The 20,150-nt window shown below is 62.8% G+C and carries 16 protein-coding genes and 1 tRNA gene; 5 read left to right on the plus strand and 12 right to left on the minus strand.

The features are described 5' to 3' along the window. The first annotated feature begins 18 nt into the window (after positions 1-18). On the plus strand, positions 19-414 hold the full coding sequence (locus ACSHWJ_RS04985) for a hypothetical protein (protein ID WP_432539414.1): 396 nt from the start codon (positions 19-21) through the stop codon (positions 412-414). Here the strand turns inward: ACSHWJ_RS04985 and ACSHWJ_RS04990 are convergent. Next, positions 397-1,161, minus strand: coding sequence for a proteasome-type protease (locus ACSHWJ_RS04990; RefSeq protein ID WP_218798001.1), 765 nt, complete (start codon positions 1,159-1,161; stop codon positions 397-399). The genes ACSHWJ_RS04985 and ACSHWJ_RS04990 overlap by 18 nt on opposite strands. A gap of 334 nt (positions 1,162-1,495) precedes the next feature. On the opposite strand from ACSHWJ_RS04990, the gene ACSHWJ_RS04995 reads away from it, so the two are divergent. Together ACSHWJ_RS04995 and ACSHWJ_RS05000 are read left to right on the plus strand one after the other, a co-directional pair. After that, a complete protein-coding gene (locus ACSHWJ_RS04995; RefSeq protein WP_432539413.1) occupies positions 1,496-2,944 on the plus strand; it encodes a circularly permuted type 2 ATP-grasp protein in 1,449 nt (482 codons plus the stop codon). A 1-nt stretch (position 2,945) separates the two neighbouring features. Further along, positions 2,946-3,914 (plus strand): alpha-E domain-containing protein, encoded by a 969-nt coding sequence (locus ACSHWJ_RS05000; protein WP_432539412.1) that lies wholly within the window; start codon positions 2,946-2,948, stop codon positions 3,912-3,914. A 72-nt stretch (positions 3,915-3,986) separates the two neighbouring features. Here ACSHWJ_RS05000 and nhaD read toward each other — a convergent pair whose 3' ends face one another. Then, a complete protein-coding gene (gene nhaD, locus ACSHWJ_RS05005) occupies positions 3,987-5,399 on the minus strand; it encodes a sodium:proton antiporter NhaD (RefSeq protein WP_282213292.1) in 1,413 nt (470 codons plus the stop codon). A 223-nt stretch (positions 5,400-5,622) separates the two neighbouring features. On the opposite strand from nhaD, the gene ACSHWJ_RS05010 reads away from it, so the two are divergent. Next, the gene (locus ACSHWJ_RS05010) at positions 5,623-7,269 is read left to right on the plus strand and encodes a nitrite/sulfite reductase (protein WP_432539411.1); all 1,647 of its coding nucleotides are present in this window, start codon (positions 5,623-5,625) and stop codon (positions 7,267-7,269) included. Continuing rightward, on the plus strand, positions 7,256-7,741 hold the full coding sequence (locus ACSHWJ_RS05015) for a DUF934 domain-containing protein (protein WP_218798006.1): 486 nt from the start codon (positions 7,256-7,258) through the stop codon (positions 7,739-7,741). The genes ACSHWJ_RS05010 and ACSHWJ_RS05015 overlap by 14 nt, the downstream gene beginning before the upstream one ends. 63 nt (positions 7,742-7,804) lie before the next feature. Here ACSHWJ_RS05015 and ACSHWJ_RS05020 read toward each other — a convergent pair whose 3' ends face one another. The 10 genes from ACSHWJ_RS05020 to ACSHWJ_RS05065 all read right to left on the minus strand — a co-directional run bounded on the left by ACSHWJ_RS05020 (position 7,805) and on the right by ACSHWJ_RS05065 (position 20,149). Further along, a complete protein-coding gene (locus ACSHWJ_RS05020) occupies positions 7,805-10,264 on the minus strand; it encodes a FimV/HubP family polar landmark protein (RefSeq protein ID WP_282213290.1) in 2,460 nt (819 codons plus the stop codon). Between the two features lie 60 nt (positions 10,265-10,324). Then, positions 10,325-11,347, minus strand: coding sequence for an aspartate-semialdehyde dehydrogenase (locus tag ACSHWJ_RS05025; RefSeq protein WP_218798008.1), 1,023 nt, complete (start codon positions 11,345-11,347; stop codon positions 10,325-10,327). A 59-nt stretch (positions 11,348-11,406) separates the two neighbouring features. Next, positions 11,407-12,489 (minus strand): 3-isopropylmalate dehydrogenase, encoded by a 1,083-nt coding sequence (leuB, locus tag ACSHWJ_RS05030; RefSeq protein ID WP_218798009.1) that lies wholly within the window; start codon positions 12,487-12,489, stop codon positions 11,407-11,409. 28 nt (positions 12,490-12,517) lie between these two features. Beyond that, positions 12,518-13,156 carry a 3-isopropylmalate dehydratase small subunit gene (gene leuD, locus ACSHWJ_RS05035; protein ID WP_010961308.1) on the minus strand — a complete coding sequence of 213 codons (639 nt, stop codon included), beginning with the start codon at positions 13,154-13,156 and terminating at the stop codon, positions 12,518-12,520. Continuing rightward, positions 13,153-14,565: a 3-isopropylmalate dehydratase large subunit gene (gene leuC, locus ACSHWJ_RS05040; protein WP_010961309.1), complete on the minus strand. Its 1,413-nt coding sequence runs from the start codon at positions 14,563-14,565 to the stop codon at positions 13,153-13,155. The genes leuD and leuC overlap by 4 nt, the downstream gene beginning before the upstream one ends. A gap of 35 nt (positions 14,566-14,600) precedes the next feature. Next, a complete protein-coding gene (adk, locus tag ACSHWJ_RS05045; protein ID WP_017366361.1) occupies positions 14,601-15,245 on the minus strand; it encodes an adenylate kinase in 645 nt (214 codons plus the stop codon). Between the two features lie 570 nt (positions 15,246-15,815). Further along, entirely contained in the window at positions 15,816-16,532 is a 717-nt protein-coding gene (locus tag ACSHWJ_RS05050) for a superoxide dismutase (RefSeq protein ID WP_154656644.1), read from the minus strand. A 58-nt stretch (positions 16,533-16,590) separates the two neighbouring features. Continuing rightward, entirely contained in the window at positions 16,591-16,932 is a 342-nt protein-coding gene (locus tag ACSHWJ_RS05055) for a zinc ribbon domain-containing protein YjdM (protein ID WP_010961312.1), read from the minus strand. A gap of 552 nt (positions 16,933-17,484) precedes the next feature. Continuing rightward, a tRNA-Leu gene (locus tag ACSHWJ_RS05060) sits at positions 17,485-17,571 on the minus strand. A 175-nt stretch (positions 17,572-17,746) separates the two neighbouring features. Next, a complete protein-coding gene (locus tag ACSHWJ_RS05065) occupies positions 17,747-20,149 on the minus strand; it encodes a PAS domain S-box protein (RefSeq protein WP_282213289.1) in 2,403 nt (800 codons plus the stop codon). Position 20,150 lies beyond the last annotated feature (1 nt).

The following is a 20,150-nucleotide window of genomic DNA, read 5'->3' on the forward strand; positions in this document are numbered from 1 at the left end:
CGGCATAAGTTCGGACTCATGCGCACGGGCAAATTCTATCTCTTCGTCACTTTCGTAATCTTGCTCGTCATCGCCGTCGAAGGCGAACTCGTCGTGGAAATCCTGTCGCATACCGCGGAGCTCCTTCTCGAAGCCATGGAGATGCTGCTGGACACGGTGTTCGAAGCCGTGCTCGGCCTCACGCCGCGCGGCGCCCAGGTCCTGACGGCCTGGCTGGCGGTCGGCGTCCTGACTTGGCTGGGCAGCATGCTGGTCGGCAAGATTGCCCGTGGCTGGGACGAGCGCCAGCGGCGAATCGAGGACTACTGGCGGGACACGGTCGGCAAGGCCAAAACCTGGTATATGCGTAACCGCCTGAAAATCATTCTGATCGGCGCCTGTGTCGGACTGCTGACCCTATTGGCTCTGTTCTGAACCGATCGATCCGCCATCTTCCCACTCGAACCGCGGCAACAGGGTGAAAGCATTGCGGATACCCTCGGCCCATTGTTTCTGGATCGATGCATAAAGCGGGCTGGAATAATCGAGATGCAGATAGTGGCCGACGACAAAGGAATTCCGCCGGTAGATGGCGACCTCCACCGGTGGCCCCACCGAGATGTTGCTGCGCATGGTCGAATCGATGGAGACCAAGGCGCAACGCGCCGCATCTTCGAGCGTCGTCGCAGGGGCGATCATCCGGTCGAGGATGGGCTTGCCGTACTTGGTTTCGCCGATCTGAAGATAAGGATTGTCGGGCGAAACCGTGATGTAATTGCCCTGCGGATAGATGAGGTAGATTTCGGGCGGCTGCCCCTGAATCTGGCCACCCAGGATGAAACTGGCCTCACCGGAGATACCACAGCGTTGCATGGCGCTGGCGTGTTGCTCCTGAACCCGCACGCTGGTTTCCCCTATGTAGGATGCGGCATCGTACAGATAGGCCACCGTATTCAGGTTGTAGAGCGCTCCGGGATTTTCCAGATCGCGTCGTATCAGGTTGATCACGGCCTGTGTCGTCGCCAGGTTGCCGGCGGCCAGGACGATCATCAAGCGGTCGCTGTGCAGGTCGAAGCGGTACATCTTGCTGTAGACGCTGGCGTAATCGACGCCGGCATGGGTACGGGAATCGGAGGCAAACACCAACCCCTGGTCGACCTTGATGGCAAGGCAATAAGTCATCCGGTTTCCTTAACATAGGATTGCGCGCTGGAACCGCAGGACTCTAGCTCGAAACGGCCCCCGATCTCAAGCCGCCACACGATCACCGGGAATTCCGGCACTTGCACCGAATCGGCGCAAGGCGTTTCCTGCGCGCCCCAACCCCGCCCAGCCTCGGGTGGGACCGCCCCACGCCCCAAGGGGCACCGGTCATGACACAGGGGAAGAGAGACGGAAGACGGCGCGGCATGGCCCGGAAATCGCTTGTGTTTCGGCAGGAAGGCCCGCTCTCGGCGTCACCGTGGGCCGTCGGCATTCTGAAACGATTTCAGCTTCCAAGGATCGAAACACGATCATGAGCCTGGCACTGCAAGACTATCCCAATCCGGAATGTTTCGATGAGCTGATCGACGAGCATGGCATGCCCCGTCGAATCGCCCGTGCGCTGTTCGACCATCTCGACGGCTTCTCCGAAACCGACCTCCAGGAACGCAAAGCCGCCGCCGAAGCCGAAATCCTGAGCATGGGCATCACTTTCACAGTCTACTGTGAGAACGAGGGCTCCATCGACCGCGCCTGGCCGTTCGACATCATTCCACGGCTGATCCGAACCGAGGAATGGAGGAGCGTCGAACGTGGGCTGAAACAGCGCACCCGGGCACTGAACCTGTTCATCGACGACATCTACCACGCTCAGCACATCGTCCGGGACGGTGTCTTCCCCCGCGACCTGCTGGCCGATTCCAGGAATTTCCGGCCCGAGTGTATGGGAATCGACCCACCGCTCGGCGTCTGGGCCCATATCTGCGGCACCGACCTCGTCAAGGACAAGGACGGCCGGTTCTACGTGCTGGAGGACAATTTGCGGGTCCCCTCCGGCGTGTCCTACATGCTGGAGAACCGTCTGGTGATGAAACGGGTGTTGCCGGAGCTCTTCGAATCCTACGCCATCGCCCCGGTCGACGACTATCCGGCCCAGCTCCGCCAGTGCCTGGCATCGCTCGCGCCGGTCTCCAATCCTCAGATCGTGGTGCTGACGCCCGGTATCTACAATGCCGCCTATTTCGAACATGCCTACCTGGCCCAGCAGATGGGCGCCGAACTGGTGGAAGGCAACGACCTGGTCGTGGGCCGCGACGATTGCGTCTACATGCGCACCATCGAAGGTCTGCACAAGGTCGACGTGGTCTACCGGCGTATCGACGATCTGTTTCTCGACCCGGAAGCCTTCAACCCGGCGTCGGTGCTCGGGGTGCCGGGACTCATGCGCGCCTGGAAGAAGGGCAAGGTGGCGCTGGCCAACGCTCCCGGCGCCGGAGTGGCGGACGACAAAGTGGTATACACCTACGTTCCCGACATCATCCGCTATTACTTGAACGAGGAACCCATCCTGCCCAACGTGCCTTCCTACCGCTGCGTCGATCCGGAGACATGCCGCTACGTGCTGGACCACCTCGACCGTCTGGTCGTCAAACCGGCCAACGAATCGGGTGGCTACGGCATGCTGATCGGCCCCACGGCCAGCCCGGAGGAGCGCGCGGAATTCGCCGAGCGTATCCGTCGCGATCCTCGCAACTACATGGCCCAACCCATGCTCACCCTGTCTACGGCACCCACCCTGGTCGATCATCGGGCCGAGCCGCGCCATCTCGACCTGCGCCCCTTCGTGCTGAGCGGCCGGGACACCTACGTGACCAACGGCGGCTTGACGCGCGTCGCCCTCAAGAAAGGCTCGACCGTGGTGAACTCGTCCCAGGGAGGGGGCAGCAAGGACACCTGGATCATCGACGGAAAAGGAGCCTGACATGGCGATGTTGTCGCGCGTCGCGGAAAGCCTCTACTGGATGTCGCGCTATCTGGAGCGGGCGGAAAACACCGCCCGCATGATCAACGCCAACGCCAACGTGATGTTGGACCTGCCCCGGGAAATCCGTCCCAGCTGGGATTCTCTGCTGACCATCACGGGGAGCGAGGAAACGTTCGCCACGCTTTATTCCAGTCGCGGCGAAAGCCAGGTCAGCCGTTTCCTGATCACGGAGGCACGCAATCCCGGCTCTATCGTCAGCTCGCTGCGGGCCGCCCGCGAGAATGCCCGCAGCATCCGGGACATCCTCCAGCGGGAAGGATGGGAGCATATCAACGCTCTGTACCTCGAGGCGATGGCGCGCATACCGGACAGCGAGTCGCCGAAACGCCGCTTTGCCTACCTCGACGATATCATCGTCGGCGTACAGACCATCGCCGGCCTGATCGCCGGCACCATGAGCCATGACGAAGCCTACGAATTCGTGCGGCTCGGCTGCAATCTGGAACGGGCCGACATGACCACCCGCATACTGGATGTCCGCTGGGTCGACCTGTCACCGGAAGGCAAGGATGTGACGCCTTTCGAAAACCTGCTATGGATGAGCGTGCTGAAGTCGATGACCGCCTACCACATGTACCGGCGCCACTGCCAGACCGCCGTCGGACGCGACTCGGTGGTGAAGTTCCTCCTGGAGGACACCCTGTTTCCCCGTTCCTGCCATTTCTGCCTCCGTGACATGCTGGATGCGCTCGACCGTCTGCCGCAAGGCAGCTGTGTCCGCGAAAAGCTGGTGGAGGCCATCGACCGGGTCCAAGACGAGGAAAGCCGCCGCCGCACCGAACTGCATCGTTTCATCGACGATCTGCAGATCAAACTGGGCGAAATCCACGATGCCCTGTCCGGTTGCTACTTCGACGTCGAAAAATCGTCGCCCCGGCAGAATCGACCGCATTGCGGCAACGGATAGGGAACGCCGGATGCGAAAAGGCCCGCGGGTTCGGCCGCGGGCCTGTTGCCGTCGCCCTGCGGACAGGGGCGATCAGCCGTTGATGAAATAGTGCGTCGCGATGCTGGCGACATAGCCGGCAGCCACCGCGGGCGTCCATTTCAGATGGCTGAAGAAGGTATACATGCCGCGCGAGGTGCCCATCAGCGCCACACCGGCCGCCGAGCCCACCGACAGCATGGAACCGCCCACACCCGCGGTCAGGGTGACCAGCATCCACTGGTAGATGTCCATGTCCGGGTTCATGTTCAGCACCGCGAACATCACCGGGATGTTGTCGACCACCGCCGACAGCAAACCGACGATGATGTTGGCCGTGGTCGCGCCGAGGCCGTCATACATGGCGACGGAAGCCAGCTCCAGATAGCCGATGTAGCCCAGGCCGCCCACCGCGAACACCACGCCGAAGAAGAACAGCAGCGTGTCCCATTCGGCGTCCCGGACGTTGGCGAACACGTCGAAGCGGTCGCCGTTGGAGCCCGGAAAATACAGCTTGAGACGGTAGCCGTAGAACATCAGGATGGACAAGCCCACCATCATGCCCAGGAACGGCGGCAGATGGAGGAACTGCTTGAAGCTGACGGCGATCGATATGGTGAGCACGAACAGGCCACAGATCAGCAGGGCACCCGGTTTCATGACGACGACTTCCTCCTCGGGGAAATCCGGCAATTCATTCGGGATGGCGAAATGCATGAAGGCAGCCGGCACCACGAAGTTCATCACCGAAGGAATGAACAGCTCGAAGAAGTCGAAGAATTCCGCCTTTCCCGCCTGCCAGACCATCAGGGTGGTGATGTCGCCGAAGGGGCTGAACGCGCCGCCCGCATTGGCCGCGATCACCAGGTTGATGAAACCGAGGCTGACGAACTTGGGACTCTTGGCCCCGACCGCCATCACCACCGCGCCGACCAACAGCGCCGAGGTCAGGTTGTCAGCCACGGAAGACAGGAAGAAGGTGATGACGCCGGTGATCCAGAACAGTTTGCGGTAACCGAATTTTCGGGTCACCAGCCAGGACCGGAGCGCCTCGAACACATTGCGCTCGGCCATGGCGTTGATGTAGGTCATGGCGACCAGCAGGAACAGCATCAGTTCCGCGTATTCCTTGAGGTCGTGCTCGAACGCCCGGTGCACCTCCTCGGCAGCGACGCCGGCGGTGCTGGCCATATAAGCAACCTGCGCCCAGATGATGCCGGCAGCCAGGATCACCGGCTTGGATTTCCGAAGATGGGTGAATTCCTCGGTCATCACGAAGGCATAGGCCACGACGAAGATCAGAACACAGTATAATCCCCGATGGGTTGCAGTCAGATCGAGATTCCGGGTTTCCTCCGCCAGGGCAAGCCCGGGCAGCCCCAGAAAAAGCGACAGTAAGACGAATGCGCGTAACAAGGCCAGATCCTCTATATTGTTATGAATCAAATAAAAACGCGGCCGCTCCATGAGCGGCCCGCCTGTTCCCAAATCCGACCCGCGATTATATAAGAAGAACATCCGGACTGACGAATCCACCGGGCGCCGGCGCGCCAGCGGCGCGCATGCCGTTTCAGCCCCACCACCATGCACCGGCTGCAGGCGTCGACTCCGACATGCGATGGTGTTATCGTCGATTTCATAGCAAAAAACTCAGGATATCGCCGAAGCGAACACCCACAGCAAACACGCCATGTATCAATACGACCAATATGACCAGCGGCTGGTCGACGAACGGGTTGCCCAGTTCCGCAGCCAGACCCGCCGATTTCTCCAGGGCGAACTGAGCGAGGACCAGTTCCGTCCCTTGCGACTGATGAATGGGCTGTACCTCCAGCGTCATGCCCCCATGCTGCGCGTCGCCATCCCTTACGGCGTGCTCTCGTCCCGGCAGCTGCACAAGCTGGCCGAGATCGCCCGCCGTTACGACAAATCCGTCGCTCATTTCACCACCCGCCAGAACATCCAGTTCAACTGGCCACGCCTGGAAGACGTGCCGGACATCCTGGCGGAGTTGGCGACGGTCCAAATGCACGCCATCCAGACCAGCGGCAACTGCATCCGCAACGTCACCAGCGACCCGCTGGCCGGCGTCTGTCCCGACGAGATCGAAGACCCCAGGCCCTATTGCGAAATCATCCGGCAGTGGTCGACCCTGCATCCGGAGTTCAGCTACCTGCCGCGCAAGTTCAAGATCGCCGTCAGCGGTGCGAGGAAAGACCGCGCCGCGACCCAGGTACACGACATCGGCTTGCAGATGGTCGAAAACGAGACGGGCGAAACCGGCTTCGAGGTCCTGGTCGGCGGCGGCCTCGGACGCACCCCGATCATCGGCCAGACCATCCGCCCCTTCCTCGCCAAGACGGATCTCCTCTCCTACCTGGAAGCCATCCTGCGCGTATACAACCGCTTCGGGCGGCGCGACAACAAATACAAGGCGCGCATCAAAATCCTGCTCAAAGAGACCGGCATCGAAGATTTCACCCGTCGGGTCGAGGCCGAATGGGTGCAAATCCGCCAGCGATTGGTGCTGGACACCGGCGAGATCAAGCGTGTGAGGAGGCATTTCACGGCGCCCGAGTACAAGACCGTGGCCGGTCCCGGCCCGGACGCCCAAGCAGCGGCCGACCCGCGCTTCGCCGTCTGGCTGAGGAACAACACCACGCCGCACAAGATCCCCGGTTACCGGGCGGTATTCCTTTCGCTGAAAGCCCGCGGCGTGCCGCCGGGTGATGTCGCCGACACCCAGTTGGATGCCGTGGCCGACCTCGCGGAGCGTTACAGCTTCGGCGAGGTCCGCGCCACCCACACCCAGAACCTGGTGTTCGCGGATGTGCATCAGGACGACCTGCACGAACTCTGGCAGCGCCTGGACTCCATCGGCTTGGCGACGCCCAACATCGGCAAGGCGACTGACATGATCTGCTGCCCCGGTCTGGATTATTGCTCGCTGGCCAATGCCAGTTCGATCTCGGTGGCGGAAGACATCTATTCGCGCATCGACGATCTCGACTATCTGCACGACCTCGGCGACCTGCGGATCAACATCTCCGGCTGCATGAATGGCTGCGCCCATCAAAGCGTCGGCCACATCGGCATCCTGGGCGTCGACAAGAAAGGCGAGGAATGGTACCAGCTCACGCTCGGCGGCAGCTCCAGCAATGACGCCTCCCTCGGCGAGCGCCTCGGGCCCGCCATCGACAAGACCCACGTGGCCGAAGCCGTGGAAACCATTCTGCAAACCTACATCGAGCTACGTCAGGACGGGGAATCCTTCCTCGATACCGTGCGGCGTCTCGGCATCAACCCGTTTCAGGAGCGCGTCTATGCCCATCATTAAAGACGGAGCCATCGTCACCGACACCTGGCACCACCTGGCCGACGACGAACCGGTGAGTGCCGCCCCCTGCACCGTCTCGCTCGCACGTTGGAAGCGGGAGAAGAGCGAACTGGCCGCCCACGGTGGCGCCTTGGGGCTGCGTCTCAGTGGAGACGATCGGGTGGAAGACTTCGCCGGCGAACTCGACCAGTTCCCGCTGGTCGTGGTGGAATTCCCCAGCATGGGCGATGGTCGCGGCTTTTCCATCGCGCGGCTGCTGCGGGAGCGCTACGACTACCGCGGTGAACTGCGGGCGCGCGGAGCCCTCATCCCGGACCAGGTGTTCTATCTGCGGCGCGTGGGATTCAACGCCTTCGAATTCACGTACGATGCGAACCTGCAAACCGCGCTGCCTCTGCTCAACGAATTCAGCGTGACTTACCAAGCCGCCGCGGACGAGCCGCTGCCACTTTATCGGCGCTGCGCCCGATGAACCTTTCACCTTCAGGACCGCGACCGGTCCGACAGGCGGTACGGCGTGCCACGAAACGCCCGACTACCGGCTTTGCCCCTCCCTCAGCCGCTCCATGAGCACGCGAGCTTCAGCCCTCTGGCGTTCGCTCCCCGCGGCGAGGATCTCCTCGAGTAGTTCGCGGGCCGAATCGGAGTCACCCATGTCGACATAGGCCTTGCTGAGGTCGAGCTTGGTCTCGAGCGGGTCCATGTCGGTGATGTCCCCATACGGATCCGTGTCTTCCCGTGTCAGGCCAGGCGCACTCGAACCCGGCTCCCCGGCGCTTCTCTCACTTCGCTGCGCCGGAACCGCCTCGATCTCGATGGTCAACGGCGGTTCGGACAGGAGGGCGGAGGTCTCCTGTGCCGGAGATCTTTCGGCATTTTCGCCAAGACCGTCCAGCTCCGCGAGTAGCGCCTCGAGGGACTCATCCCGGGGACCTGCCGAACCGGCATACGGCTCCGGTTCATAAGCGATGAGATTGCCGGCGTCATGGACGATCTCCGGCTCTTCCTTCACGATTCCACCCCGCGCCGCCGGTTCCAGCCCAGCGAGATCGAACTCGAGAGGGGGTATATCTTCGGTCGTAGCCTCCTCTCCATGTGCAGCGCCGGCCGATAGCTCCGCCTCGACGGCCTCCGGCGGTACTTGTTCCGCGGCCGCAGGCGGCGGTGGCGGCTCGGGAGCGGTCTCGCCCGCGAGCGGCGGGAGCGCCGGCACAGAGGCCGCATCGGGGAAACCGTCCGGAGCATCGGCCGGGACAGGAGATTTCAGGCGCAGCTTGAGACTCAAGCGGGATACCTCCCCCCAAAGTTCCGGCCGCGTCTCGCGCCAGCCCGACAACTCCTCCGCCAGCTCCTCGAACGCCTGGTATTTCCCTTCCAGATACAAAACCTCGAGCAGTTTCAGGTGAAATTCGTCGCGTTCGGGGTGGGCCGCGACGGCAGCCCGCATCAGCTGTTCGGCCTGGACATGCTTTCCGTTGGCCAGAAAAGCATCGGCCTCGGCGATCGGGTCGACCGGCTCCACGGCGTCCACCCCTTTGACCATGTTGCCGTATGCTTCCAGACTGCGGACACCCGCGGCGGAAACGGTCCGCGTCGCCGCAGATTCCTTGCTGCCGGTCATCAACCTATCGAGACTCGAAGGCAGCCCTAGGCCAAGGTCGAACAGCCAACGCTTCCGGTTCGCCCACCAGGCCAACGCCGCCGCGAGCGTGATGGCGCCCACACCCAGCCCCCAAAACCATGAGCCATTGGCAGGCGAATCCTCCGACGGCGCAGTTGCCTCCGCCGGAGGCTGGATCACCACAGTCACAGGCGCTGCGGCGCCGGTTTCGGCGACCGGCGACGGCTCCGGCGATGGAGTCGCGTCCGCCTGGGGAGATGTCGCGGCCGGCAAGACACCGGTGCCCGCTCCTGCAGCCGGGGCGACAGCCTGCATCGCCGCGATTTGCTGCTCCTTCGATTCGAGGAGTTTCTGAAGGGCGGAAAGCTGCTGTTCGAGCGCCCCCAGTCGGGCGCGAATTTCTTCATTTTCCTGACGAAGGCTCTCGGCGAGCTCCAGGGCGATGTCCTCCCGGGCGCCGGCGCCGCCAACCTGCCCTTTGCCGCCAGGCGCAAGAAGCTTGAGTCGGGAGCCGTGGGCCGCCGCCTCTCCCCCTTCCGACAGAGGCATGGGAGGCGACGTCGCCGGCGGGGAGACGGGGGCATCTTCCGAGCCACCGCGACGCGCCGCCCGCCGCAATTCCCGCCATTCCCTGGCAGCGTCTGCCGGCTGCAGCCCTGCCAGTACCGAGTGCGGAGGAATGTTCAACACGGCTCCCTGCCTGAGAGCATCGACGTTGCCCCCGACGAAAGCCTCCGGGTTGGCGCGGTAGATGCCGACCTTGACTTGGTCCGGAGTGAGGTCGCCGTTGGCATTGACGGCCTTGGCGATGGAAGAGAGTGTGTCGCGACGCCTTACGGGACCGAATTCCGACATTTCGCCGGCGGACCCGGCGCGACCGGCGGTAGGGAAAGCGGGATGGTCCGCGGCATGCAGCGAACGCGGCACCGGCTCGCGCGGGTATTGGGAGACCCGCTCGGACCGGCCGGGAGAACCCAGGTCGGGGAGGACCGGGGTCGGCGGATCGACCAACACGGTGAACTCCTTGACGACCCGGCCATCCGGCCAATCGACCTCCATGAGAAAACTCAGGAACGGCTCACGGATGGGCTCCCGGGAGCTGATACGGATCACCCCGCTCCCGTCGGCACGCCGCTCCGCCTGAAACCGCAGGCTCGACAGGAACTGCTGGCGCTCGATGCCGGCCTGGGCGAAAGCCTCCGGCGAAGCGAGCATCACCTTGATGTCCTCGAGTTTCTCGTCCGAAACGACGAGAGGCACCTCGGCCTTCAGCGTCTGGTTGAGGGCGGACTGCAACCTGAGTTCCCCGACCCCCAGGGCATGGGAGCCGGGAGAAACAAGGATGCCGATGAGCGTCAGGGACCGACGCGCCAATCTGATCCTCTCCGCTCCGTACACCGCGAGTCGTCGATAAGAATTATAAAAGTTGATGTTTCAAATATACTTGTCTATCAATATCTCCGCAATCTGCACGCTGTTGAGCGCCGCGCCCTTGCGGATGTTGTCCGCGACCACCCACAGATTCAGACCGCGCGGATGAGAAATGTCCTCGCGGATACGGCCGACGAACACCGGGTCCTTGCCAGCGGCCTCCGTGACGGCGGTCGGGTAGCCTCCCGGCTGGTGCTCGTCGAGCACCACGACGCCCGGCGCCTTCCGCAGCAACGCCCGCGCCTGATCCGCCGTGATCTTGTCACGGGTCTCGATGTGCACGGCCTCCGAATGACCGTAGAACACCGGCACCCGCACCGTGGTCGGATTCACCCGAATGGAATCATCACCCATGATCTTCCGGGTCTCCCAGACCATCTTCATCTCTTCCTTGGTGTAACCGTTGTCCAGAAAGACGTCGATCTGCGGCAACACGTTGAAAGCGATCTGTTTGGGATACACCGAAGACTGGCACGGCCGGCCGTTGAGCAATTGCGCGGCCTGACCGGCGAGTTCCTCGATGGCCTTTTTGCCGGTGCCGGACACCGCCTGGTAGGTGCAGACGTTGATGCGTTCGATGCCGACGGCGTCGTAGATCGGCTTCAGCGCCACCAGCATCTGGATGGTGGAACAGTTGGGGTTGGCGATGATGCCGCGGTTCCGGTAATCGGCGATCTTCTCCGGATTGACCTCCGGCACCACCAGCGGGATGTCGTCCTCGTAGCGGAATCGCGAGGTATTGTCGATCACCACACAACCGGCCGCTGCCGCCTGAGGCGCGTAGATTTCAGAAACCGAGGCGCCGGGCGAAAACAGCCCGATCTGGACCTGGGACCAGTCGAATTCCTCGACGTCCAACACTTTGAGCCGGCTGTCCCGGAACTCCACGCGCTGACCGGCGGAACGGCTGCTGGCCAGCGCGTATACCTCACCCACCGGGAACTGGCGCTGGTCCAGGATGGACAGCATCGTTTCGCCGACGGCCCCGGTGGCACCCAGCACGGCGACGTTGTAGGTCTTGCTCATGATATGACTCGGTTCGGTGAAATTCGGTTGGCGGTCCCTCTCTCCGGGAAGCGTTCGGATCAGACGGCGCGCAAGGCGGCGACGATGGCATCGCCCATCGCAGCGGTACCGACCTCGACGGTGCCTTCCGAGACGATGTCCGCCGTGCGGAAACCCTGATCCAGCGCCGTCTGCACCGCCTTCCCGATCCGCTCTGCCGAGACCGCGTCATCGAAGCTGTAGCGCAACATCATGGCCAGCGACAGGATGGTGGCGATCGGGTTGGCGATGCCGCGGCCGGCGATATCCGGGGCCGAACCGTGGATGGGCTCGTACATCCCCTTGCCGCTCTCGGCGAGGGAAGCCGAAGGCAGCATGCCGATCGAGCCGGTCAGCATGGCGGCACAGTCGGACAGGATGTCGCCGAACATGTTGTCGGTCAGCATCACGTCGAACTGCTTCGGGTTACGGACCAACTGCATCGCGGCGTTGTCCACGTACATGTGGCTCAGCGCCACGTCGGGATAGTCCTTGCCGACCTCGATCACCACCTCGCGCCACAGTTCCGTGCATTCCAGCACATTGGCCTTGTCGATGCTGCACAGGCGCCTGTTACGCTTCCGGGCGATCTGGAACGCGCTATGGGCTATGCGGCGGATTTCCGATTCGCTGTATACCAGGGTGTTGTAGCCCTCCCGCTCTCCGTCCTCGTTGATGCGACGACCGCGCGGCTTGCCGAAATATATGCCGCCGGTCAGCTCCCGCACGATCATGATGTCGAGGCCGGCGACCACCTCGGGCTTGAGGGTCGAAGCCGACACCAGCTGAGGATAGAGCACCGCCGGGCGCAGGTTGGAAAACAGTTCCAGCTCCGAACGCAAGCCCAGGAGCCCCCGCTCGGGCCGCAGCGAATAATCCAACGGCTCCCATTTGGGACCGCCGACCGCTCCAAGCAGGATCGAATCGGCAGCCCGGCACAGCTCCAGGGTTTCCTTGGGGAACGGCGTGCCGTGCGCATCATAGGCCGCGCCGCCGATCAGGGCGTGTTCGGTTTCGACCGCGAGGCCGAAGTCGGACCGCAGGCAGTCCAGAACCTTCAGGGCCTCGGCGACGATTTCGGGACCGATGCCGTCACCGGGCAAGACAGCGATTTTGATAGTCATTGAAGCGATACCTGAATTACTCGAGATTTCAAGGGACGGCAAACAGCCAGGGTGCGGACTTCCTGCGGGCGGCTTCGTAGGCGCGGATGGCATCGGCATGCTGAAGGGTCAGACCGATGTCGTCCAGGCCGTTCAGCAGACGATGCTTGCGGGAGGCATCCACGTCGAAATGGAAGGTCTCGCCGAACGGCGTCGCCACGGTCTGCGACTCCAGGTCGACGGTGAGCTCGAAGCCGGGCCCGGCCTCGCTAAACAGCCGGTCGACCGTGGCCTCGTCGAGCACGATGGGCAGGATGCCGTTCTTGAAGCAGTTGTTGTAGAAGATATCGGCGAAACTCGGCGCGATGATGGCGCGGAAGCCGTAATCCTCCAGCGCCCAGGGCGCATGCTCGCGCGAGGAGCCACAGCCGAAGTTCTTGCGGGCCAGCAATATCCTGGCGCCGGCGTAACAGGGCAGGTTGAGCACGAACTCCGGGTTGAGCGGACGGTGGCTGCAATCCATGTCGGGCTCGCCACGGTCCAGGTAACGCCACTCGTCGAACAGATAGGGACCGAACCCGCTGCGGCGGATGGACTTCAGGAACTGCTTGGGAATGATGGCGTCGGTGTCGACATTGGCGCGGTCCAACGGCACGACTCGCGAAGTGAATTTCTTGAAAGGCTTCATGCGCGCCCTCCTTCGGTGATGTCGACGAAATGCCCGTGAATGGCCGCCGCAGCCGCCATGGCCGGACTCACCAGATGGGTACGCCCGCCATAGCCCTGGCGCCCCTCAAAATTCCGGTTGGAGGTCGAGGCGCAACGCTCGCCGGGTTCCAGGCGGTCGGCGTTCATCGCCAGACACATGGAACAACCCGGGTCGCGCCATTCGAAACCGGCCTCGAGGAACACCTTGTCCAGCCCCTCCTGCTCCGCCTGCCGCTTGACCAAACCCGAGCCGGGCACCACCAGTGCCTGCTTCACGCTGGCAGCGCGCTTGTGCCCCCGGACGACTTCCGCCGCGGCGCGCAGATCCTCGATCCTGGCATTGGTGCAGGAGCCGATGAACACCCGATCGACCCGGATCGCGCCGATTGGCGTGCCCGGCAGGAGATCCATGTACTGCAGCGCCCGCTCCATGCTTTCCCGCCGCACGGGATCGGCTTCCGTGGCCGGGTCGGGCACCTCGGCATCCACCGGCACGACCTGTTCCGGCGAAGTTCCCCAGGTCACCTGCGGCTTGATGCTGGCGGCATCGATCTCGACGACCTTGTCGAATACCGCATCCGGATCGCTGTGCAGGTCTTTCCATGCCTCGACCGCCCGCTCCCACAACGCGCCCGCCGGAGCGAACGGGCGGCCCTCGAGGTAGTCGAGCGTGACTTCGTCCACCGCCACCAGGCCGGCACGTGCGCCCGCCTCGATCGCCATGTTGCAGACCGTCATCCGGCCTTCCATCGACAGACCGCGAATGGCTTCGCCAGCGAATTCGATGGTGTAGCCGGTGCCGCCGGCGGTTCCGATACGGCCGATGACCGCCAGTACCAGATCTTTCGCCGTCACGCCCGGCGCCAGCTTGCCCTGGACGCGGACCAGCATGTTCTTCGCCTTGCGCTGCACCAGGCATTGCGTGGCCAGTACGTGCTCGACCTCGGAAGTGCCGATCCCGAAGGCGAGCGCCCCGAAAGCACCGTGAGTCGAAGTATGCGAATCGCCGCAAACGATGGTCATGCCCGGCAGGGTCGCGCCCTGCTCGGGCCCGATCACATGCACGATACCCTGGCGCACGTCGTCCATCGCGAATTCGGTGATGCCGAAATCGGCGCAGTTCTTGTCCAGGGTTTCCACCTGCAGGCGCGACACCGGATCGGCGATACCCCTGTCGCGGTCGGCGGTGGGGACGTTGTGGTCGGCCACCGCAAGATTGGCATCCACCCGCCAGGGTACACGCCCCGCCATCCGCAGCCCTTCGAATGCCTGAGGCGAGGTCACCTCGTGGATTAGATGACGATCGATGTAGATCAGGCACGATCCGTCCGCATCGACATGCACGACGTGGTCGTCCCACAGCTTGTCGTAAAGGGTTTTTCCGCTCATGGCTTCTAGATGCAAAGATGGTTCCGGCGGCATCTTCAGGCCAGGCTGGCCAGCACCGCGTCACGGATCGCCTCGACGCTGCCCACCCCCGGCACGGTGTGGAACTTCACCCCGCCCTGTGCCGCTTTGCTCCGGTAGTAATCGACCAATGGCTTGGTCTGGACATGGTAGATCTCCAAGCGCCTGCGGATGGTCTCCTCCTTGTCATCCTCGCGTTGGACCAGCGGCTCGCCGGTCTCGTCGTCCTTGCCTTCCACCTTTGGGGGATTGAACACCACGTGGTAGGTACGCCCGGAAGCCGGATGCACCCGCCGGCCGCTCAAACGCCGGACAATCTCCTCGTCATCCACCGCGATCTCCACCACGTGGTCGAGCGTCACGCCCAACTCGGCCAAAGCGTCGGCCTGGACGATCGTTCGAGGAAAGCCATCCAACAGAAAGCCGTTCGCGCAGTCCGGCGCGGCAATACGCTCCTTGATCAAGGCGAGGATGATCGAATCCGACACCAGCTGCCCGGCATCCATGATCTTCTTCGCCTCCATGCCCAGAGGCGTACCCTCGCGCACCGCGGCACGCAGCATGTCGCCGGTGGAAATCTGGGGGATGCCGAAACGCTCCGTGAGGTACTTGGCCTGCGTACCCTTACCAGACCCAGGGCTTCCCAGCAACATGATGCGCATGAATGACTCCGACGGTTTTGTGTGAGAAACCCTGCATCATGCCATAGATACGACCGCTGCGCCTACCGGCCCACTCCCGATGCCCGGCAAAACGGTGGCGGGCCGCTCGCCGAACGGACCGGACCGACTCTGTCCGCTCCGCAACGTTGGGGAAATACTCCCGATACAACCTCGTGATCTACTTGGCATCGTGGGTCGAAGCCTACTCCCCGGCCCACATCGACAGTCAACCATGGAACCGGTGCCCCAGCGGCCAGCCGCCCTAGCTGGCCGCTCCCTGCCTCGAACCCCGCCGCGGCCCTCCACGATCCCCGCCCCCGAACTCGACCGGCAACACTATGGCGTCCCCGTGCGCCCCGCCCTCTCCGTCTCCTTCCCGCCACAAAGACCGGAAAAACCGGCTACATCCCGGAAATAATCCCGATACACACGAGTGTTGAACTGTCGTTAGGGAATGGAAACACCATGACGATCCTCCTCGGTGTCTCGCGTAGCTTGGGTCCCTTTCGGCGGCCGGCCGGGGTTGCCCCTCCCTCACCTCACGTGCCCGGCTGGCCGCCCCTTCACCCGTTAGCTGGCGTTCTGGAGAGCAAACTCCCAGTTCAACAGCTTTTCGAGAACGGCATTCACATAATCGGCGCGGCGGTTCTGGTAGTCCAGATAATAAGCATGCTCCCAGACGTCGATTACCAGCAATGGCTTTTTTCCGGACGTCAAAGGAATGTCGGCATTGGCCGTCCTGATGATCTCGAGTTTGTCGCCATCGAGAACGAGCCAGGCCCAGCCACTACCGAACTGCGAAACCGCTGCGCTCGCGAACTCCTTTTTACAAGCAGCGACGCTGCCGAACGAAGCTTCGATTTTCCGCCTCAGTGCGGCCGGGGGCTCGCCACCACCGTTGGGCCGCAGGCTTTTCCAGTAAAAGGTATGATTCCAAACCTGGGCCGCATTATTGAAAATCGAAGTCCGGTCCGCCTTCCCGGCAGTATCGTGAATGATTTTTTCCAAAGTAGAATCGGCATATTCCGTCCCTGCCACGAGCTTGTTCAGGTTGTCCACATAACCCTTGTGATGCTTGCCATAGTGAAAGCCGATGGTATTGGCCGAAATCACCGGCGCCAGGGCGTTCTCGGCATAAGGCAGCGGCGGCAAGACATGGGGGGATGCAGCCTTCGAAACTCTGGGGAGCCCGCCTGCCGCCAACCAGGCGACGGCTCCCGCGGATGCGACAAGAAAGCTGCGACGCTCGTGTAAGATCGATGATTCACGCACATGATTCTCTCTCATAGCTGCACCTGATGGGTGGGATGGATGTTTGGCCCCCTCCTTGTCACCGCAGGCCGATTCAGGCTTTCTTGACAAATTCCGATTTCAGACCCATCGCGCCGATACCTTCGATCTTGCAATCGATGTCATGGTCGCCATCGACCAAACGAATGTTCTTGACCTTGGTACCGACTTTGACCACCGATGATGAGCCCTTGACTTTCAAATCCTTGATCACCGTCACACTGTCCCCATCTTTCAGCACGTTGCCGTAAGCGTCCTTCACCACATTCCCGCCTTCCGCGCTTTCGCCTGCGGCGGTTCTGGCCCATTCGTATCCGCATTCCGGACAGATGAACATGTCGCCGTCTTCATAGGTGAATTCGGAATTGCATCCGGGGCAACGCGGAAAACTGGCCATTTGATACCTTTTGAAGTCGGCTATGAAAAGTGGACGGAATCTACACTGCCGCCTGGGACGAAGTCAAAGACGAGGAACGGAAGGCGGTTCCTTCCATCGAGCGGGCTCTTGTTCCAAACGACCTGGAAAGGGAGCCGTCCCGGCAAGACTCCGCCCTCGCCGGTTCGGCAGACCACGGGGCCTTCGCCTGTACGGCACGCCAGAAGGCGATTACACAATGCTGACATTCCGCACACATTCAAGACACAACCCCGTGCTGAACTGTTCACCGTGAATCAGCCACCTCGGCAAAGCTGCGGGTGACTATTCATGGTTCATCATCTCCCATCTTCGGCGATCGGCATCGCGTCCCCTCCCTGCCGGTCGCCGGCTTTTTGGGCCGGGGGCCTCGGTTTCGGTGTCGAATGTGGCGGGGCGGATCGGATGTCCGGCTATTCGGGGACGATGGCGCGTCTCGCGCCGTTACGACGCTGAAATGCAGCCATGGTCGCTCGCAGTTGTGTACCAGTTCACTGCACCACTACGCTGCAATGCCTGCTATTGCGATAGCTATGGTGCCTCGGGCCGGGATCGAACCGGCACGGCCTTGCAGCCGAGAGATTTTAAGTCTCTTGTGTCTACCAGTTTCACCACCGAGGCGTGGGTGCGTGCAGTAGCCGCACGCATCTTATCATTTCACCTCGGTTCTGGCAGCGCGCACCGCACCCTGCCAGGCTCAAGCATGAGTCCGTGCTCTGATCTCGACACTCGGTTACGACTCACCGCCTCCGGGCGTCACCAGCCGCGCCTCGAGCCTGCCCGCGAAGGGAGTTTATTACAGAGGGTAGCCTTCGTCCCGAAAAAGGGCCTTGCAGGCGTCGACGACCCGCGGGTCGTACCAGCTCCCGCGGCGCGCCTCCAATTCCGCCAAAGCCGCTTCCTTGCCGAGACCGGGCCGGTAGGGGCGGTGTGACGACATCGCCTCCATGACGTCCGCGACCGCGATGATCCGGGCACCGAGGAGAATGGCCTCACCGGCCAGTCCTTGCGGATACCCCGAACCGTCCAGCTTCTCGTGATGCTGCAGAACCATGTCTGCGATCGGCCAGGGGAATGCGATGTCCTTGAGTATGTCGTACCCGACCTGGGAATGGGTTTTGATGAAATCGAATTCCAAGGGGGTCAGCCGCCCGGGCTTGGTCAGGATTTCGGCGGGGATGCGAATCTTGCCGAGATCGTGGACCATGGCGGCCAGGCGGATACCTTGCACTTCGTCTTCGGAAAGATTCAGCTTTTTCGCGATGGCCGCAGCCAGCTCGGCCACCCGCCGCTGGTGGCCGGCGGTGTAAGGGTCCCGCATTTCGAGGGTGGTGGCGACGGCTTGAATCGTCTGCTCCAGGCTTCGCGTGATCCGATCGGCGGTCTTCAGGCGTTCGGCCTGATCCCGCAGATGAGCGATGCCGTAGGCCATGTCCCCCGCAAGCTTTTCCAGCAGCGCCATTTCGTCGCCATCGAAAGCCTCCACAGTGTCCCCGCAGAGCCCCAGCATGCCGGTGACCTCCGAGCCGTTCCGTATCGGAATCAGCGCGAAGGCATCACAGCCCAGGGCGATGGCACAGTGACGCAAGGGGAACAGCGGCGATGCTTCGTCGACCTCCCTGGCCACCCGCCTGACCCCCGAATGGCCCACGCTGCGGAGGATGGAATCGAACACCCCGCGATCCCGCAGCCGAGCAGCGAAATCCGCAATCCCCGGCGTTGAGCTGTGATAAACCTCAGGCGGCCGATGTGCGTTCGCATCCTCCGGGAGCACGCCCACCCAAGCTTTGCCATAGCCGCCGGCGTCGGCGATGACGCGGCACATCTCGCCGAGCAGCTCGGCTTCGCTCCGCGCCCGGACCAGGACGCTGTCGCAGCCGATGATGGTCTCGAGAACCCTGTTGAGCCGCCGCAACGCCTGCTCCGATCGCTTGACCTCGGTGATGTCGCGCCCGATCACGGAAGCGCCCACCACTTTCCCGTCTTCACCGCGCAGAGGGGATATCGTCAGCGAAACGTCGAACAGCTTCCCGCTCCGGGTCAGACGCCGGGTCTCAACGCCCCTGACCGCCCTGCCTTGGGCAATTTCCGCCAGACACCGGCGAATCTCGCCGTGGAGTTCCGGGGGCACCAGCCGGGTGACGGGCTGGCCGATGATTTCCTCGGCGCGGTATCCGTACATCTTCTCGGCACCGGCGTTCCAGCTCGTGATGATGCCATCGAGATTCTTGGTCACGATGGCGTCCTCCGACGACTCGACGATGGCGGCCAGCCGGGCCTTGAGGGCATCCGCATGTTTGCGCTCGGTGATGTCCCGGATGATGCCGATGGCAGCCCACTCCCCGCGAATCTTCACCGAAGAGACCGAAAGCTCTATCGGAAATTCAGTGCCCCCCTTGCGCAATGCGAACATTTCCCGTGTCTGGCCGATCGCCGCACCGGTGCCGCTCCGCCGGAACTCGGCGATTCCGGCGCGGTAACGCTCGAGGTAGGGACCAGGCGCCAGCACCTCATGGAGATCGCGCCCCATGATTTCATCACTCGAGTAACCGAACATGGCCTCCGCCGCCGGGTTCCAGTAGGTCACCCGACCGTGACCGTCGATGATCGCAATGGCGTCCAACGCCGCCGTGCTGATCTGGCGGAACTTCTCCTCGCTCTCGGCCAGATCGTCCTGGACGGCCCGGCGAATGTCGCATTCGCGCTGAAGCTCCTGGGTCTTTTCCGACAATGCGCGGGTGCGCTCTTCCACGCGCTGTTCGAGCAGGCGGTTGGAGCGGGCCAGTTCCGCCACGAACACGCGATTCTCCAGTGTCCTTGCCACGACATTGGCGATGTTGCTGAGGAAATCACGGTAATTGCGGAACTCCGCCGGATCCGACAGGCGCAGCAGCAATACCCCATAGAAACGAGACGCGATCCGCAAGGGGTAAACGAAAAGCCGCTGGCCTTTCCCCAGAGGGCCGGCCACGATCCGGGCATGATTGGACTCCATCCCGGCACACAGGGACGCAAGCTCGGCACACGCCGGCATCAGCCTGCCATCGATGCAAAGATGGGCGCCCGCCACCCCGGGCACCTCGGCCAAAGCAGCGTTCAAGAACTCCCCTATGCCAGCAGGGTCGGGAAGTATGTCCAGCGTCTCCTGAATCACCAGGAGACGGCCGAGGACGGTCGCCTCCAATTCCAGCCGTGTCATC

The organism is Methylococcus sp. S1M (assembly GCF_051295855.1).
GTDB classification, from domain to species: domain Bacteria; phylum Pseudomonadota; class Gammaproteobacteria; order Methylococcales; family Methylococcaceae; genus Methylococcus; species Methylococcus capsulatus.

What these genes read in the sequence shown, in the direction of transcription:
- nhaD (WP_282213292.1), bottom strand. Translation starts at nt 5,399, where the DNA reads ATGGAGCGGCCGCGTTTTTATTTGATTCATAACAATATAGAGGATCTG.
- ACSHWJ_RS04990 (WP_218798001.1), bottom strand. Translation starts at nt 1,161, where the DNA reads ATGACTTATTGCCTTGCCATCAAGGTCGACCAGGGGTTGGTGTTTGCC.
- ACSHWJ_RS05055 (WP_010961312.1), bottom strand. Translation starts at nt 16,932, where the DNA reads ATGGCCAGTTTTCCGCGTTGCCCCGGATGCAATTCCGAATTCACCTAT.
- ACSHWJ_RS05050 (WP_154656644.1), bottom strand. Translation starts at nt 16,532, where the DNA reads ATGAGAGAGAATCATGTGCGTGAATCATCGATCTTACACGAGCGTCGC.
- leuB (WP_218798009.1), bottom strand. Translation starts at nt 12,489, where the DNA reads ATGACTATCAAAATCGCTGTCTTGCCCGGTGACGGCATCGGTCCCGAA.
- ACSHWJ_RS05015 (WP_218798006.1), top strand. Translation starts at nt 7,256, where the DNA reads ATGCCCATCATTAAAGACGGAGCCATCGTCACCGACACCTGGCACCAC.
- ACSHWJ_RS05025 (WP_218798008.1), bottom strand. Translation starts at nt 11,347, where the DNA reads ATGAGCAAGACCTACAACGTCGCCGTGCTGGGTGCCACCGGGGCCGTC.
- leuC (WP_010961309.1), bottom strand. Translation starts at nt 14,565, where the DNA reads ATGAGCGGAAAAACCCTTTACGACAAGCTGTGGGACGACCACGTCGTG.
- ACSHWJ_RS05000 (WP_432539412.1), top strand. Translation starts at nt 2,946, where the DNA reads ATGGCGATGTTGTCGCGCGTCGCGGAAAGCCTCTACTGGATGTCGCGC.
- leuD (WP_010961308.1), bottom strand. Translation starts at nt 13,156, where the DNA reads ATGAAGCCTTTCAAGAAATTCACTTCGCGAGTCGTGCCGTTGGACCGC.
- ACSHWJ_RS05065 (WP_282213289.1), bottom strand. Translation starts at nt 20,149, where the DNA reads ATGACACGGCTGGAATTGGAGGCGACCGTCCTCGGCCGTCTCCTGGTG.
- ACSHWJ_RS04985 (WP_432539414.1), top strand. Translation starts at nt 19, where the DNA reads ATGCGCACGGGCAAATTCTATCTCTTCGTCACTTTCGTAATCTTGCTC.
- ACSHWJ_RS05010 (WP_432539411.1), top strand. Translation starts at nt 5,623, where the DNA reads ATGTATCAATACGACCAATATGACCAGCGGCTGGTCGACGAACGGGTT.
- ACSHWJ_RS04995 (WP_432539413.1), top strand. Translation starts at nt 1,496, where the DNA reads ATGAGCCTGGCACTGCAAGACTATCCCAATCCGGAATGTTTCGATGAG.
- adk (WP_017366361.1), bottom strand. Translation starts at nt 15,245, where the DNA reads ATGCGCATCATGTTGCTGGGAAGCCCTGGGTCTGGTAAGGGTACGCAG.